Origin of the sequence: Desulfuromonas sp. DDH964 (assembly GCF_001611275.1) — a bacterium.
In the GTDB taxonomy this organism is placed as follows: domain Bacteria; phylum Desulfobacterota; class Desulfuromonadia; order Desulfuromonadales; family DDH964; genus DDH964.
In genome coordinates, this window is sequence record NZ_CP015080.1 from 2,060,345 (window position 1) to 2,075,864 (window position 15,520).

12 protein-coding genes and 1 tRNA gene are annotated in these 15,520 nt (G+C 59.3%); 6 read left to right on the forward strand and 7 right to left on the reverse strand.

Annotation, left to right across the window (positions count from 1 at the left end; all coding sequences use genetic code 11):
- The first annotated feature begins 59 nt into the window (after positions 1–59).
- The 6 genes from iorA to DBW_RS09440 all read left to right on the forward strand — a co-directional run bounded on the left by iorA (position 60) and on the right by DBW_RS09440 (position 5,741).
- On the forward strand, positions 60–1,832 hold the full coding sequence (iorA, locus tag DBW_RS09415; protein WP_066727194.1) for an indolepyruvate ferredoxin oxidoreductase subunit alpha: 1,773 nt from the start codon (positions 60–62) through the stop codon (positions 1,830–1,832).
- Positions 1,829–2,407 carry an indolepyruvate oxidoreductase subunit beta gene (locus DBW_RS09420; RefSeq protein WP_066727196.1) on the forward strand — a complete coding sequence of 193 codons (579 nt, stop codon included), beginning with the start codon at positions 1,829–1,831 and terminating at the stop codon, positions 2,405–2,407. The genes iorA and DBW_RS09420 overlap by 4 nt, the downstream gene beginning before the upstream one ends.
- 18 nt (positions 2,408–2,425) lie before the next feature.
- Entirely contained in the window at positions 2,426–3,733 is a 1,308-nt protein-coding gene (locus tag DBW_RS09425; RefSeq protein WP_066727198.1) for a phenylacetate--CoA ligase family protein, read from the forward strand.
- A 29-nt stretch (positions 3,734–3,762) separates the two neighbouring features.
- Positions 3,763–4,194 carry an ACT domain-containing protein gene (locus tag DBW_RS09430; RefSeq protein WP_066727199.1) on the forward strand — a complete coding sequence of 144 codons (432 nt, stop codon included), beginning with the start codon at positions 3,763–3,765 and terminating at the stop codon, positions 4,192–4,194.
- 55 nt (positions 4,195–4,249) lie between these two features.
- Entirely contained in the window at positions 4,250–5,551 is a 1,302-nt protein-coding gene (locus DBW_RS09435) for a phenylacetate--CoA ligase (protein ID WP_066729771.1), read from the forward strand.
- Between the two features lie 113 nt (positions 5,552–5,664).
- A tRNA-Pro gene (locus DBW_RS09440) sits at positions 5,665–5,741 on the forward strand.
- A 155-nt stretch (positions 5,742–5,896) separates the two neighbouring features.
- Here the strand turns inward: DBW_RS09440 and DBW_RS09445 are convergent.
- The 7 genes from DBW_RS09445 to DBW_RS09475 form a co-directional block, all read right to left on the reverse strand.
- Positions 5,897–6,316, reverse strand: coding sequence for a hypothetical protein (locus tag DBW_RS09445; protein ID WP_066727200.1), 420 nt, complete (start codon positions 6,314–6,316; stop codon positions 5,897–5,899).
- A 408-nt stretch (positions 6,317–6,724) separates the two neighbouring features.
- Positions 6,725–8,878: an ATP-dependent DNA helicase RecG gene (recG, locus tag DBW_RS09450; RefSeq protein WP_066727202.1), complete on the reverse strand. Its 2,154-nt coding sequence runs from the start codon at positions 8,876–8,878 to the stop codon at positions 6,725–6,727.
- 13 nt (positions 8,879–8,891) lie between these two features.
- The gene (locus DBW_RS09455; RefSeq protein WP_066727204.1) at positions 8,892–9,092 is read right to left on the reverse strand and encodes a DUF1858 domain-containing protein; all 201 of its coding nucleotides are present in this window, start codon (positions 9,090–9,092) and stop codon (positions 8,892–8,894) included.
- A 59-nt stretch (positions 9,093–9,151) separates the two neighbouring features.
- A complete protein-coding gene (greA, locus tag DBW_RS09460) occupies positions 9,152–9,628 on the reverse strand; it encodes a transcription elongation factor GreA (protein ID WP_066727206.1) in 477 nt (158 codons plus the stop codon).
- Between the two features lie 94 nt (positions 9,629–9,722).
- Complete coding sequence (carB, locus tag DBW_RS09465) at positions 9,723–12,980, reverse strand: carbamoyl-phosphate synthase large subunit (RefSeq protein WP_066727208.1); 3,258 nt, start codon at positions 12,978–12,980, stop codon at positions 9,723–9,725.
- 64 nt (positions 12,981–13,044) lie between these two features.
- Positions 13,045–14,181 (reverse strand): glutamine-hydrolyzing carbamoyl-phosphate synthase small subunit, encoded by a 1,137-nt coding sequence (gene carA / locus DBW_RS09470; protein WP_066727210.1) that lies wholly within the window; start codon positions 14,179–14,181, stop codon positions 13,045–13,047.
- A 57-nt stretch (positions 14,182–14,238) separates the two neighbouring features.
- Positions 14,239–15,516 (reverse strand): dihydroorotase, encoded by a 1,278-nt coding sequence (locus tag DBW_RS09475; protein WP_066727212.1) that lies wholly within the window; start codon positions 15,514–15,516, stop codon positions 14,239–14,241.
- Positions 15,517–15,520 lie beyond the last annotated feature (4 nt).

The window sequence follows — 15,520 nt, forward strand, 5'->3', positions numbered from 1 at the left end:
GCCATTGCTCCGGTCGCGGACCATCCGGCAAGGCAATCCATCGAAGGACACTTAATTGTATGGAAAAAGCAATACTCTCAGGCAATGAAGCGATCGCTCGCGGAGCTTTCGAAGGCGGGGTGCGGGTCGCTTCGGCCTATCCCGGGACGCCAAGCACCGAAATCCTGGAGAATGTTGTCAATTACCCGACGATTGACGCCTCCTGGGCCCCGAATGAAAAGGTTGCCCTCGAAGTCGGCATTGGTGCCAGCTTCGGCGGCGCCCGCGCCCTGGTCACCATGAAGCATGTCGGGGTCAATGTGGCGGCTGACCCGCTCTTTACCTTCTCCTATACGGGGGTCCGCGGCGGCTTGGTGCTGGTCACAGCCGACGACCCGGAGATGCATTCCTCCCAGAACGAGCAGGACAATCGCAATTACGCCAAGTTCGCCAAGGTCCCGATGCTGGAACCGTCCGATTCCCAGGAATGCAAGGATTTCACGCGACTCGGTCTGGAGCTTTCCGAACAGTACGATACTCCGGTCATGTTGCGGACCACCACCCGGATTTCCCACAGCAAATCGCTGGTGCTGCTCGATGAGCCGGTTTCCGGTCTGCCCGAACCGCGGCTTGAGCGCAACGCCGCCAAGCTGGTCATGCTGCCGGGCAATGCCCGCCGCCGCCACCCGTTTGTCGAAGAGCGGCTGGTCAAGCTGGCTGCGGCAAATCTCGCCTGTAACCGCATGGAAATGCGGGATACCCGTATTGGCGTCATCACCTCCGGGGTCTGTTACAACTACGTTCGCGAAGTCCTGCCGCAGGCCTCGACCCTCAAGCTGGGCCTGGTCCACCCGCTGGCAAAGGATGTGGTTCGCGAATTCGCGGCCAAAGTCGACCAGTTGCTGATCGTCGAAGAGCTCGATCCCTTCCTCGAGGAACAGGTCAAGGCGATGGGGATCACCTGCCGCGGCAAGGATTTGCTCCCCCTCTGCGGTGAGCTGACGCCGGGAATTCTGCGCGCTGCCTTTGCTCCCCTCGGCCTGATCCTGGCTTCTGCCGCCGCCGAAGCGACGGCGTTGCCCGAACTGCCGCCGCGACCGCCCAACATGTGCCCGGGCTGCCCCCATCGCGGTGTCTTCTATGCGCTCAACCAGCTCAAAGCCTATGTCACCGGCGATATCGGCTGCTATACCCTTGGTTTCATGCCACCCCTCTCGGCGATGGATACCTGCGTATGCATGGGCGCCAGCGTCGGTAATGCCACCGGGGTCGTCAAGGTTGTACCGGACGCCGAGAAGCGACAGGTCGTCGCCGTTATCGGCGATTCGACCTTCCTTCACACCGGGATCAACGGCTTGATGGACATGGTCTATAACCAGGCGCCGACAACCCTGATCATCCTCGATAACCGGATCACGGCAATGACCGGTCGCCAGGACAACCCCGCATCCGGCTACACCCTGATGAACCAGGATGCTCCCCCGGTTGATCTTGCCGAACTTTGCCGCGTTCTGGGGGTGCGGCATATCCGCACTGTCAATCCCCTTGACCTTGCCGAAACCAAGGCGGCCATCGCCGAGGAGATGGCCCGCCCCGAACCGTCGGTGGTCATTACCAACAAGCCCTGCGTCCTGGTCAAGCGACCCGGCGTTTACGAAACCGGCCCACTGCTCGAGGTCGATGCTGCGCAATGCACCGGCTGCCGTGCCTGCCTGAGAATCGGGTGCCCCGCCATCATCTGGCAACCCGGAGAGGGAAAGAAGGGGGTTGCCCATATCGACCCGCTCCTCTGCAACGGCTGCGGTGTCTGCCGCCAACTCTGTCGTTTCGATGCCATCGGGAGGGCCAAATGACACGTGACATCACCAATGTCCTGCTGGTCGGTGTCGGTGGCCAGGGAATCTTGCTGGCCTCTGAAATCCTGGCGGAAACCTGCATGCTTGCCGGCTACGATGTCAAGAAGAGCGAAATCCACGGCATGTCCCAGCGTGGCGGCAGCGTCGTTTCTCACGTCCGTTTCGGTAGCGAGGTCTTCTCCCCGATCGTGCCGGAAGGGGAGGGGGACGTGCTGTTCGGTTTCGAACTGATGGAGACGTGCCGGGCCTTGCCGTTGTTGCATTCGGGGGCAAAGGTCATTGCCAACGACCTGCAGATCCCGCCGCCGGCAGTCCTTTCCGGACAGCAAGCCTATCCCCAGGACCTGCCGCACATCATTCGTCAGCGCTTCCCCGATTTTCTGCTGGTCGACGGGCAGCACCTGGCGGAGCGGGCCGGGAATCCCCGCGCTGCCAATACCGTGCTGCTCGGCGCCGTCTCCCGGCAACTCGACATCAAGGAGGAGTACTGGCAGCGGGCCTTGGAAAAAATGGTTCCCGCCCGGTTTCTGGCGGAGAACGTAAAAGCCTTCGAGCTCGGACGGACCTGTTAACGAAGAAAGGGGCGAGCGATGTTCTGGAATGACGAGTTCGAAACCCTCCCGCGGGAGGCGCTCGAACATCTGCAGGTCAAGAGGTTGCGACAGACCGTCGAGCGGGTCAGTGCCACGGTCCCTTTCTATCATGAGAGCTTTCGCAGGGCCGGCGTCCGTCCTGACCAGATTCGCACTCTTGACGATCTGCGGCGGCTCCCCTTTACGCTAAAACAGGACATGCGTGACAACTACCCGTATGGCCTGTTCGCCGTTCCTCTGGAACAGATCGTTCGCATCCATGCTTCGAGCGGTACCACCGGCAAACCGACCGTGGTCGGCTACACCCGGCGCGATATCGAGACCTGGGCCGAGCTGATGGCCCGTTCCTTCGTAGCGGCCGGTGCCCACCGCGGGGATGTGATCCATAACGCCTACGGTTACGGACTCTTTACCGGTGGCCTGGGGGCCCATTACGGCGCCGAGACCCTCGGTGCTTCGGTCATCCCCATGTCCGGGGGGAACACCAAAAAGCAAATCATGATCATGCAGGACTTCGGTTCCACGGTCCTGACCTGCACCCCTTCCTACAGCCTTTACCTGGCAGAAGCGGCGGCGGAAGAGGGGATCGATATCCGCAAACTCAAGCTGCGGGTCGGCATCTTCGGGGCCGAACCCTGGAGTGAGTCGATCCGCCAGGAAATCGAGAACAAGCTGAACATCAAGGCGATCGATATCTATGGTCTTTCCGAAATCCTCGGACCCGGGGTCGCGATTGAATGTATCGAGGCACAAAAAGGCCTGCATATCTGGGAAGATCATTTCATCCCCGAGATTATCGATCCTGACAGCGGCGAAGTTCTGCCGGTCGGAGATCGGGGGGAGCTGGTGATCACGACCATCACCAAGGAGGGGATCCCGATGCTCCGCTACCGGACCCGGGATATTACCCGCCTGATTCCCGAACCCTGCATCTGCGGTCGTACCCACCTGCGTCTGGAGCGCATGAGTGGCCGTAGCGACGACATGCTGATCATCCGCGGGGTCAATGTGTTTCCGTCCCAGATCGAGAGCGTGCTGATGACGATCGAAGGGATCGAGCCCCATTACCAGTTGATCGTCGATCGCGACGATAAGCTCGACACCCTCGAAGTCCAGGTCGAGGTCAATGAACAGACCTTTTCCGACGAGATCAAGGTGTTGCAGGATTTGAGTAGCAAAATTCGCAAGGAAATCAAAGACCTGCTTGGAGTTACCTGCAAGGTGCGGTTGGTTGAACCGAAGACCATCGCACGCAGCGAGGGGAAGGCCAGGCGCGTCGTCGACAACCGTCCCCCGCAGAGCTGAGTCGTTCCCTGTCCGGAAGGAGGCGCTTTATGAAGGTCGAGCAGATTTCCATATTTATTGAAAACAAGTCGGGTCGCCTGGCAGAAGTTACCCGGATTTTAGGAGCATCCGGTGTCAACATCCGGGCCCTCTCTCTTGCGGACACTTCGGATTTCGGGATCTTACGGTTGATCGTCGACCGTGTCGATCTCGCCAAGTCGGTCCTCAAGGCCGAAGGATTTACGGTCAGTAAGACCGAAGTGGTGGCGGTCGAAGTTCCCGATCGACCCAGCGGCCTGTTCAGCATTCTCGAAATCCTCGACCGGGGCGAAGTAAACGTCGAATACATGTATGCCTTTGTCGAGCGCTGTGGCGAGAACGCCGTCATCATTTTCCGGTTCGACAATCCGGAGGAGGCGATCCGGGTGCTGGTTGAGAATGGGGTCAATGTCCTGGAAGGTGAGCGGGTCTGCTTGATGTAGAGCCCGAATTTCTATGGCCGAATCAAAAGTTATCGATCCGGAGTTGGCGGGAGCTTTGCGCATCTGGGATCCCGTCCATGAGTGCATGAGCCGCGAGGAGCTCGAACTTCTCCAGTTCACCCGCCTGCGTGCCACCCTCGAACGGGTCTACCAGAACGTTCCCTGTTATCGGCAGAAGTTTGACGCCCTCGGTATCGTTCCTACCGATCTGTCTACTCTTTCCGACCTTGTCAAGTTCCCCTTCACCGACAAGGAAGACCTGCGGCAGAACTATCCCTACGGCATGTTTGCCGTGCCGCTGCGGGAAGTGGTTCGCATTCATTCTTCCTCGGGAACGACCGGTAAGCCGACGGTCGTCGGTTATACCCGCTCCGACTTGAACACCTGGACCGAACTGGCGGCGCGTTTCATGACCGCTGCCGGTGTTACCGAGGACGATATCGTCCATGTCGCCTTCGGTTACGGGCTTTTCACCGGGGCCTTTGGTCTTCATTACGGAGCCGAGCGCATCGGCGCCTCGGTCATCCCGATGTCGAGCGGCAACACCGACAAGCAGATCATGATCATGCAGGACTATCGATCTTCTGCGCTGGTCTGCACTCCTTCTTATGCGATGACCATCGCCGACCGCATGGAGAAGCTCGGTATCGATCCAGGAACCCTGAACCTGCGGGTGGGGCTGTTCGGGGCGGAACCCTGGAGCCAGGAAATGCGCCGAGAGTTGGAGGCGCGTCTCGGCATCATTGCCACTGACAACTATGGTCTCAGTGAAGTGATGGGGCCGGGGGTGGCCGGTGAATGTTTTTATCGATGTGGCATGCATATTTTCGAGGATCATTTCATTCCTGAAATCATTGATCCGGATAGCGGTGAACGCAAGGGGCCGGGGGAGGTGGGGGAACTGGTGCTGACCAGCATCACCAAGGAAGCCTTCCCGATGATCCGTTACCGGACCCGAGACATCACCCGCCTTGATTACGTTCCCTGTGAATGTGGCCGAACCCATGTCCGCATGGCCAAGACCATGGGACGTTCCGACGATATGCTGATCATTAAGGGGGTGAATGTCTTCCCGACCCAGATCGAAGAAGTCCTGTTCCAGGTTGAAGGGTGTGAGCCCCATTATCAGCTCGTCGTCGACAAGGTGGGTGCCATGGATGTCCTGGAGGTCCATGTCGAGGTCAACGAGGGGATTTTCTTCGATGAAATGAAACGCCAACGGGCGTTTGTCGACCTTGTCGAAAAGCGGCTGGCATCGACCCTGGGGGTTGGCGCCAAGGTTAAGCTGGTGGAACCTTCATCGATCACACGCCATGAAGGCAAGGCGCAAAGAGTGATCGACAAGCGTCCACGGTAATCTGTATCTTATTGAAAACTCTTGGAAAGTTTCCTTCGATTTTCATTTTGAACGGGTTAGTTTCTCCTTGACAAGCGCAAGCAAATTGTTGATAATCGCGACTCGTTGATTGACGGGGCGTAGCGCAGCCTGGTAGCGCACCTGCATGGGGTGCAGGGGGTCGGAAGTTCAAATCTTCTCGCCCCGACCAACGAACGAAAAAGGGATCGGCTTATGCCGGTCCCTTTTTCGTTGGATAAATTGCCGACTGCCAGATATGCCCTCAGGCGAGCGTTCTCCTGTCGGTTGAGGGTTGAGTATAGGTTCAGATGCCGGGGGTTTCGGAAAAATGCAGATTGCCGGTAATCATTTCCTTGCCGGGGAGAAACGGCCACCGCGGTCACACTCGACCAGGGTGATCCGCACCAGGTCAGCCGAGCGCCAGGGGTGCTGATCGGCGCGCAGCTCGGCGGCGATGCTCTGAATCGCTTCTTTGCGGATAAGTCCCTGGGAGGTGTAGCGGTCGAAGGCATCGACTACGCGGGAGCGGTAGGCGGCAAGGGTTTGCTGCGCCTGCTGATTCAGCGCATAGGACTTGGCGCGTTGTTCGGCCTGAGCGATGGTGGTCTTGTTCTGAACGGTGGTGAAGAAGCCGACGAGAGTTTGGAGGAAGCGGCAGTAGTCGCGGACCAGATCGGCGGGAAGGTGAATGGTGACGGCCACCAGACCGTCATCGAGAGGGGTTACTGAGAGGTGATCGAGCAGCTGGGGGCGAAGGAGGCTCACAGGGGGCCTCCTGCCGGGCTACCTAAAAACCCTAGGCAACATAATATATCTTATGCGACGTAAAATAATGACACTGCTGATCAGGAGAAGTGGCCGAGGGGCACCAGGACGGCACCCCTCCGTTGAGGTCAAAGGGCTTAAGCCACCGCTGTTGAGTGTCCGGAGAGACAATGGCCAACCTTGACCGCACCGATAGCGCATGGGGACAACCGGGGAGGCCGGTGGATGTGGAGTTTCGTCCGATCTGCTTCTGTCATGCGATCCGGTTGCCTATCACTAGGAAACCATTGGCGCTCCTGGCTAAGGTTCACCAAAAGCTAAAGTAAAATATTAAATAACTTAAAAACAAAGGAAAAACTTTTACATGAGAATGGTTTCCAGAAATGACTTGAAGTATTTTTTGGCGATCTAGCCAATGTTCGCCAGCTCGAGACGGCTTCCCCAACGTTTTACGAGTTCCTGCCGGAGCATGTCATAGGCAGGATTGGTGAGAAACCCCTTCTCACTGACAAGATCAAAGGCGTCTTCTCTTGCTTCTTCCAGCACTCGTCCATCTCGAAGCAGGTTAGCCACTCTGAAATCTGGAAGTCCTGCCTGTCTGGTACCGAGGAACTCTCCTGGGCCACGAATTTCGAGGTCTGCTTCAGCAATCCGAAACCCGTCACTCGACTCCTCCAACACCTGAAGGCGCAGCCGCCCCTCTTCACTGCAGCGGTTGGACCGAAGGAGGATACAGGAACTTCTTGCGGACCCCCGCCCTACCCGGCCCCGCAATTGATGTAACTGCGCCAGGCCAAAACGTTCAGCATGTTCGATCACCATCATCGTCGCATTGGGGACGTCAATACCCACCTCGATCACCGTTGTGGCGACCAGAACCTGAATCTCTCCCGCCTTGAAAGCTTTCATTACGGCCTCCTTCTCTTCGGGTTTCATCCTGCCATGAAGGAGGCCGAGGGACTGTTCGGGAAAGACATCGCGATCGAGCATTGCTGCGGCTTCGGTGGCGGCCAACAGGTCGCTCTTTTCACTCTCTTCGACGAGTGGATAGACGATATACGCCTGATGCCCTGCGGATATTTCTTCTTTTAGGCGCTGATAGACCCTGGGCCGAGCCGCTTCACTGAGCACCTGGGTCCTGATCGGGGTGCGGCCTGGTGGCAGTTCGTCAATCACCGACAAGGCCAGATCGCCATACAGGGTTAAGGACAGAGTGCGGGGAATCGGTGTAGCAGTCATTACCAGAATGTGCGGATTTTCACCCTTCTTCCGCAGAATTCCCCGCTGGCGTACCCCGAAGCGGTGCTGTTCATCGACAATTCCGAGGCCGAGGCGTTTGAACTCGACTCCTTCCTGGAGGATGGCATGGGTTCCTACCAGCATGTGCAATGATCCGTCCGCAATATTCTGCAGAGTTTTACGTCGATCCCTGGCTGGCTTGGAGCCGGTAAGCAGGGCGACTCTCAGGCCGAGAGCTTCGAGCCAGGGATGGAATTGCAAAAAATGCTGCTCAGCAAGAATTTCGGTCGGAGCCACCACCGCCACCTGGGTGTCGTTTTCGAAAGCAAGCAGGGCCGCCATCAGGGCAACAATGGTCTTGCCGCTGCCGACATCCCCCTGGACCAGCCGGTTCATGGGGTGAGGCGCCATCAGGTCGTTCTTGATTTCGCCAAGCACCCGGCGCTGGGCATTGGTTAACCGGTAAGGCAAGGCCTGGGCAAGCTGTCGGGTGTAGCGGTGGGTGACCTTGAAGGGAATGCCCGGTTCAAGAACCACCCCCTGGCGTTTCAGGGCGAGGCCGAGTTCGAGGAAAAAAAATTCGTCGTAAACCAGAGTACGGCGAGCCCGGCCCCTCCCCTCTTCCAGTTCTTCAATGCGGGATTCAGTGTCTGGCCAATGGGCCAGTTGCACTGCTTCGGCCAGGGGAAGCAGCCGGCGTTTCTGGCATAAGCGGGTGGGGAGTCGCGATTCGACCCGCGGGGCATAGCGGTCGACGATCTCTTTCCAGAGCTTGCGTGCGACTTTCTGGGAAAGCCCCTCGGTCAGGGGATAGACCGGCAGGATGCGACCAAAATTGAGGGGATCGGCGGCCAGCAATCCCTCCACAGTCTGTCCCGGCGGAAAAAATTCGATCTCGGGGTGATGGATTTCGCGGGTCATTCCAAAGCGCTTGACCTCGCCGATGATCAATAGCCGGGTGCCGGGGGTGAATCGCTGCTTCATCCAGTCGCGGCGGTAATGAAACCATTTCAGAACCAGTTGCCCGGTGCCGTCGCCAACCACGACTTCATACAGCCGCTTGCGACTTCTGGCGGTCTGGGTCTCGGCGGCGGCGAGAATTTCAGCGGCGAACACCTGCTGAAACCCTGGTATTAACTGGGCGATTTTTTTTAATTCCCGGCGATCTTCGTAGCGGTGCGGAAGGGTGTAAAGCGCATCCTCAACTGTCTGGAGGCCTATTTTGGCAAGTTTTTTCTGCAGATTGAGACCGACTCCCCTGACTTCGGTCAGGGGAGTGGCAAGGGGATCAATACTATGGGGGGACGGAGGGTTCGGGGGCATCTCCCCTCCCCGTTCAGGCAAAGATGGCGTTCAGGTCGCGCAGGATATCCTGGACATCCAGGCCGTGGGCCATGGCGCCCTGCTCAAGGGTTTCGTTCATGGCCCCCATGCAGCCGACGCAGCCGAGATGATATTTGCCAAGAACCTTGGCAACCTCGGGGCTCATCTTCAGCACCTGGTGAAAGGTCATGTCCTTGGTGATCTGGTCTGCCATGGCAGTCACTCCTGTCGTTGGAAATCGGGAACAACCTCGATTCTCGGTCGCTCCCGGCGCTATTCGTACTTGATGTCGATCAATTCGTAAATCTTGATCCCCGAGGGGACCTTGATCCGGACCTCATCGTCGAGACGATGGCCGATCAGGGCCTTGCCAACCGGCGAGGTGACCGAGATCTTGCCACCCTTGATGTCGGCTTCGTCCTCACCGACGATCTGATAGGTTACCTCGTTGCCGGAATCGGCGTCACAGAGGGTGACGGTGGCCCCGAATACGACCTTGTCTGATTCGAGTTCGGCGGGATCGATAACCTGGGCCCGGGCAATCTTGTCGTTGAGTTCCTTGATGCGTCCCTCGATGAACCCTTGACGATCCTTGGCGGCATCGTACTCGGCGTTCTCGGACAGGTCACCGTGGCCACGGGCCTCGGCGATGGCCTGGACGACCGCCGGACGGTCGACGCGGATCAGGCGTTTCAGTTCTTCCTGAAGGCGCTGATAGCCTTCACGGGTCATGGGAATCGATTGCGACATGTCGTTTATTCTACCTTTAGACCGGAAAATCTACGGGCGGGTTACCCCGCCCGTTTGGCTCGTAGCAGCATGTATTTGTTCAACATAATCAAGCTTAACGGCTCGGATAATACTCTTGAAGCGGTTTTACGTCAAGCATTTCTCGACTCATGGCCAGAATTCCATCCACCGCTGCTTTCATGCCTGCTACGGTGGTGAAGTAGGCGACACTGTACATCAGCGCCGAACGGCGGATCGAATAGGAATCGGCGACCGACTGGGCACCAAAGGTCGTATTGAATACCATTGAAATTTCATGACTTTTAATGGCATCGACACAGTGAGGCCGCCCTTCCTTGACCTTGTTGATGGGCGTACTCGCAAGCCCCTTCTCGGCGAGGAAAGACGCGGTCCCATGGGTGGCGACGATTTCAAAACCCGCCCCGATCAGCTGGGCGCAGGGCTCGAGAATATATTTTTTGTCACTGTCTTTGACGCTGACGAAGACCTTGCCGGAGAGGGGCAGTTTCACCCCGGCGCCGAGCTGGGCCTTGGCGAAGGCCTTGCCGAACTCCATGTCGATCCCCATCACCTCCCCCGTCGACTTCATCTCCGGACCGAGCAGGGTATCGACCCCGGGGAACTTGGCGAAGGGGAAGACCGACTCCTTGACGGAAACGTGTTTCGGTACGATATCGCCATGAATCCCAAGCTCCTTCAGAGATTTACCTGACATCAGGCGGGCGGCGATCTTGGCCAGGGGCCGGCCGGTCGCCTTGGAGACAAAGGGGGCGGTACGGCTGGCGCGGGGGTTGACTTCGAGCAGGTAGATCGTGTCTCCCTTGACGGCGAACTGGATATTCATCAACCCGATGACCTGGAGTTCCAGGGCCAGGGCCACGGTCTGACGCCGGATCTCCGCGATCAGTTCCGGTTTCAGGGAGAAGGGTGGCAGGGCACAGGCCGAATCGCCGGAGTGGATGCCGGCCTCTTCGATATGCTGCATGATGCCGCCAATGACAACTTCCTCACCATCGGCGAGGGCATCGACGTCAACCTCGATCGCCTCTTCAAGGAACTTGTCGACCAGGATCGGGTGCTCCGGAGAAGCATCGACCGCATGTTTCATGTAGGAACGCAGCTGGTTGACATCATAGACGATCTCCATCGCCCGGCCACCAAGGACGTATGAAGGGCGTACCACCACCGGGTAACTGATACGATCGGCGACCTTTTCTGCCTCCTCGAAGGAACGGGCCAGGCCATTCTCCGGCTGGCGCAGGTCGAGCTTGTGCAGCAGGGCCTGGAACCGTTCCCGATCTTCGGCACGGTCGATGGCATCGGGACTGGTACCGATGATCGGGACGCCTGCTTTTTCGAGGGCAACGGCCAGCTTCAACGGCGTCTGGCCGCCAAACTGGACGATGACACCGAAGGGTTTTTCGATGGCGACGATTTCGAGGACATCTTCCAGCGTCAAGGGCTCGAAGTAGAGGCGGTCCGAGGTGTCGTAGTCGGTAGAAACAGTTTCGGGGTTGCAGTTGACCATGATGGTCTCAAAGCCGTCCTCAGCGAGGGCAAAGGCGCCATGGACGCAGCAGTAATCGAACTCGATCCCCTGCCCGATCCGGTTTGGCCCGCCGCCGAGGATCATGATTTTTTTGCGGTCGGTCGGCTGCGCCTCACACTCAGTCTCGTAGGTCGAGTAGAGGTACGGCGTAAAGGCCTCGAATTCGGCTCCGCAGGTATCGACGCGCTTGAAGACCGGGCGGACGCCAAGGTGGTGGCGCAGGCTGCGGACATCCTCCTCGGTAACGCCCCACAGCACCGCCAGGCGCCGATCGGAGAAGCCCAGCTGCTTGGCCTCCCGCAACAGCTCCGTGAAGTCGGCATCGGCCCTGGCCACCTCCCCTGCCCTTTCCACCAGGACCAGTTCGAAGTCGATAATCTGGCGGATATTGTGCAGGAACCAGGGATCGATCCAGGTCAGTTGATGGATTTCGGCATTGGAAAAGCCCGCCCGCATGGCGTCTGCCAGATACCAGAGCCGGTCCGCGTTAGGAATGCGCAGCTTGCTGCGCAGCAGGTCGAGTTCTTCTGCCGAGAGGGCGCGGCGGTAATCGTCCGGCGTGGCAAAAATCCGGCTCTCGAAGCCATGGGAACCGATCTCCAGGGAGCGCAGCGCTTTTTGCAGGCTCTCCTTGAAGGTGCGGCCGATCGCCATGACCTCGCCGACCGATTTCATCTGCGTCGTCAGGGTCGCGTCGGCCTGCGGAAATTTCTCAAAGGTAAAGCGCGGAATCTTGGTGACGACATAGTCGATGGTCGGCTCAAATGAGGCAAAGGTTTCCCGGGTGATGTCGTTGGGAATCTCGTCAAGGGTGTAGCCGACCGAAAGCTTGGCGGCGATCTTGGCGATGGGAAAGCCGGTCGCCTTGGAGGCGAGCGCCGAAGAGCGGGAGACGCGCGGGTTCATTTCGATGACCACCAGGCGGCCGTCCTGAGGGTTGATCCCGAACTGGATATTGGAACCGCCGGTTTCAACGCCGATTTCGCGGATGATCTTGATCGAGGCGTCACGCAGGATCTGGTATTCCTTGTCGGTGAGGGTCTGCGCCGGGGCGACGGTGATCGAGTCGCCTGTGTGGACCCCCATCGGGTCGAAGTTCTCGATGGAGCAGATGATGACGACGTTGTCGGCGAGGTCGCGCATCACCTCGAGTTCGAATTCCTTCCAGCCGATGACCGACTCCTCCACCAGGATTTCATTGGTCGGCGAAGCGTCGATGCCGGCAACAGCCATGGTTTCGTATTCTTCCCGGTTGTAGGCGATGCCGCCGCCGGTGCCGCCGAGGGTGAAGGAGGGGCGGATAATGGCCGGAAAGCCGACATGCTCGATGATGTCGATCGCTTCCTGGTAGTTGTGAGCGAGGCCGCTGCGCGGCACGGCGATGCCGATGCGCTCCATCGCCTGCTTGAAGAGGGTGCGGTCTTCCGCCATCTCGATGGCCGGCAGCTTGGCGCCAATCAGCTCGACCCCGTACTTTTCGAGGGTGCCGTTTTTGGCGACGGCTACCGCGGTATTGAGGGCGGTCTGGCCACCGAGGGTGGGGAGCAGGGCGTCGGGCCGTTCTTTTTCGATGATGCGGGCCAGGACCTCCGGGGTCACCGGCTCGATATAGGTCCGGTCGGCGAAGTCCGGGTCGGTCATGATCGTCGCCGGATTGGAGTTGAGGAGAATGACGAAGTAACCTTCTTCTTTCAGCGCCTTGCAGGCCTGGGTTCCGGAATAGTCGAATTCGCAGGCCTGGCCGATGACGATCGGCCCGGCACCGATGATCAAAATCTTTTTAATGTCTGTACGTTTAGGCATCGGATTACTTTCACAATTATAGGTGAGGGGTCGAAGGTGGCGATCCCGGGAGTTCCCTCCCCGGCTACTTTTCCCCTTTTGTCTGCTGCGCTTTTTCCATCATCGTGATAAAGCGGTCGAAGAGATAGTGGGCGTCGTGGGGACCGGGTGACGCTTCCGGATGGTACTGCACCGAGAAGGCCGGCAGGCTCTTGTGGCACAACCCTTCGACGGTGTTGTCATTGAGGTTGATGTGGGTGGTCACGGCGGCACTGTCGATAGAGGCGGCGTCGACGGCAAAGCCATGGTTCTGGGCAGTAATCTCCACATCGTGGCCGTCGCCGCGGCGCACCGGCTGGTTGCCGCCGCGGTGGCCGAATTTCAGCTTGTAGGTACTCCCCCCCAGGGCGATGGAGAGGAGCTGATGGCCGAGGCAGATGCCGAAAAGCGGGACCTGCCCGAGGAGCTTGCGGATATTCTCCTGGGCATAGACGATCGGCTCCGGGTCGCCCGGACCGTTGCTGAGAAAAACGCCGTCGGGCTTCATCGCCAGGACCTCCTCCGCCGGCGTGTCGGCGGGGACCACGGTCACCGCGCACCCTGCCGCGGCCAGGTTGCGCAGGATGTTGCGCTTGATCCCGAAGTCGTAGGCGACAACCTTGAAGCGCGGCTTCCCGGTCACCGCCCGGTAGCCGTCAACCAGATCCCAGGTCCCTTCCTCCCACTGATACGGTTTGGCGCAGGTAACCTCCCGGACCAGGTCGCGGCCGACAATGGAAGGGGCCTGCCGGGCCTTGGCGACCAGGCTCTGCGGGTCGAGGTCGGTGGTGGAGATGATCCCGGTCTGGGCTCCTTCGTCGCGGATGTGGCGCACCAGCGCCCGGGTATCGAGGCCCTGAATGCCGACAATGCCATTCTCCTTGAGATAGGCATCGAGGCTCATCTTGGAGCGCCAGTTGCTGGGGAAGTCGCTCGCTTCCTTGACGACAAAACCGGAAAGGTGTGGCCGCGCCGATTCGACATCCTCGAGATTGATGCCGTAGTTGCCGATCAGCGGATAGGTCATGGTGACAATTTCACCGGCATAGGAAGGATCGGTAAGGATCTCCTGGTAACCGGACATGCTGGTGTTGAAGACGACTTCGCCGGTCACTTCACCGGGGGCGCCGAGGGCCTTGCCGACGAAATATTTGCCATCGGCCAAGGCAAGGATTGCTTTCATGCTTCCGGATCTCCTTAAGGTAATATCTGGGGAATGTTCTTTAAGTATCTTGAAAGGCTAGCTATTCTGGTACGCAATCTTGCCATCGACAAGGGTAAATTTGGCACCACCGCGCATCGTCTCCCCCAAAAATGGGGAGTTTTTCGATTTGCTGGCCAGGTCCGCGGCTGTCACCTGCCACTGCCGCTGCGGGTCGATGATGGTGATATCGGCCCGTGCCCCGGGGGCCAGGGTCCCCCGGTCGATGCCAAGGATGCGGGCCGGGTTGACGGCCATGCGCGCCACCAGCTCCGGCAGGGTCAAGACCCCCTCTTCGACCAGACGCAGGCTGAGGGGGAGAGAGGTCTCAAGCCCGATGATTCCGTTCAGGGCGACATTGAATTCGAGGTCCTTCTCGTCGATGTGGTGGGGCGCGTGGTCGGTGGCAATGCAATCGATGGTGCCGTCCCTCAAGCCTTCCTTGATCGCGGCGACATCCTCCGCCTCCCGCAAGGGCGGGTTCATCTTGGCGTTGGTGTTGTAGCCGCGCACCGCATCGTCGGTGAGGGTGAAGTAGTGCGGCGCGGTTTCGCAGGTGACCCGGACGCCGCGCGCCTTGGCCTCGCGGATGAGGCGTACCGAGCCGCGGGTCGAGACATGGGCAATGTGCAGCGGTGAGCTGGTGTATTCCGCCAGCATCACGTCCCGGGCGGTGGCGATGTCCTCGGCGACCCGGGGAATCCCTTTCAGGCCGAGTTCGGTGGAGGTAAAGCCTTCGTTCATGACCCCCTCCCCCACCAGGCTCAACTCCTCGGCGTGGCTGATCACGAGAATGCCGATGCCGCGGGAGTATTCGAGGGCGCGACGCATCAGTTCGGCATCGACTACCGGGCGACCGTCATCGGAGACGGCGACACAGCCCGACTCCTTGAGTTCCCCCATCTCGGCGAGGCGCTCCCCCTTACCGCCGGTCGTGATCGAACCGACCGGGAAGACGTTGACAACCCCGACCTCCCGGGCCTTGTTGACGATGTAGCTGACAACGGCCTGGTTGTCGATCACCGGCTTGGTGTTGGGCATGCAGGCGATGGAGGTAAAGCCGCCGGCCGCCGCCGCGCGACAGCCGCTGGCAATGTCTTCCTTGTACTCCAGCCCCGGATCGCGCAGATGCACGTGCATGTCGACCAGCCCCGGGGTGACGTAGCAGCCGCTGGCGTCGATAACCTGGCAATCGGCCGGGGCCTTGAGCCCCTGGCCGATCTCTTTGACCTTGCCGTTCTGGACCCACAGGCCGAGGTTGGCGTCAAGATCCTGGGAAGGATCAATGATGCGGCCGTTCTTGATCAGAAGATTCATCTCG

Excerpts from the sequence above, each read along its gene's own strand:
- iorA (WP_066727194.1), top strand. The coding sequence starts at position 60 with ATGGAAAAAGCAATACTCTCAGGCAATGAAGCGATCGCTCGCGGAGCT.
- DBW_RS09420 (WP_066727196.1), top strand. The coding sequence starts at position 1,829 with ATGACACGTGACATCACCAATGTCCTGCTGGTCGGTGTCGGTGGCCAG.
- DBW_RS09425 (WP_066727198.1), top strand. The coding sequence starts at position 2,426 with ATGTTCTGGAATGACGAGTTCGAAACCCTCCCGCGGGAGGCGCTCGAA.
- DBW_RS09430 (WP_066727199.1), top strand. The coding sequence starts at position 3,763 with ATGAAGGTCGAGCAGATTTCCATATTTATTGAAAACAAGTCGGGTCGC.
- recG (WP_066727202.1), bottom strand. The coding sequence starts at position 8,878 with ATGCCCCCGAACCCTCCGTCCCCCCATAGTATTGATCCCCTTGCCACT.
- DBW_RS09455 (WP_066727204.1), bottom strand. The coding sequence starts at position 9,092 with ATGGCAGACCAGATCACCAAGGACATGACCTTTCACCAGGTGCTGAAG.
- greA (WP_066727206.1), bottom strand. The coding sequence starts at position 9,628 with ATGTCGCAATCGATTCCCATGACCCGTGAAGGCTATCAGCGCCTTCAG.
- carB (WP_066727208.1), bottom strand. The coding sequence starts at position 12,980 with ATGCCTAAACGTACAGACATTAAAAAGATTTTGATCATCGGTGCCGGG.
- carA (WP_066727210.1), bottom strand. The coding sequence starts at position 14,181 with ATGAAAGCAATCCTTGCCTTGGCCGATGGCAAATATTTCGTCGGCAAG.
- DBW_RS09475 (WP_066727212.1), bottom strand. The coding sequence starts at position 15,516 with ATGAATCTTCTGATCAAGAACGGCCGCATCATTGATCCTTCCCAGGAT.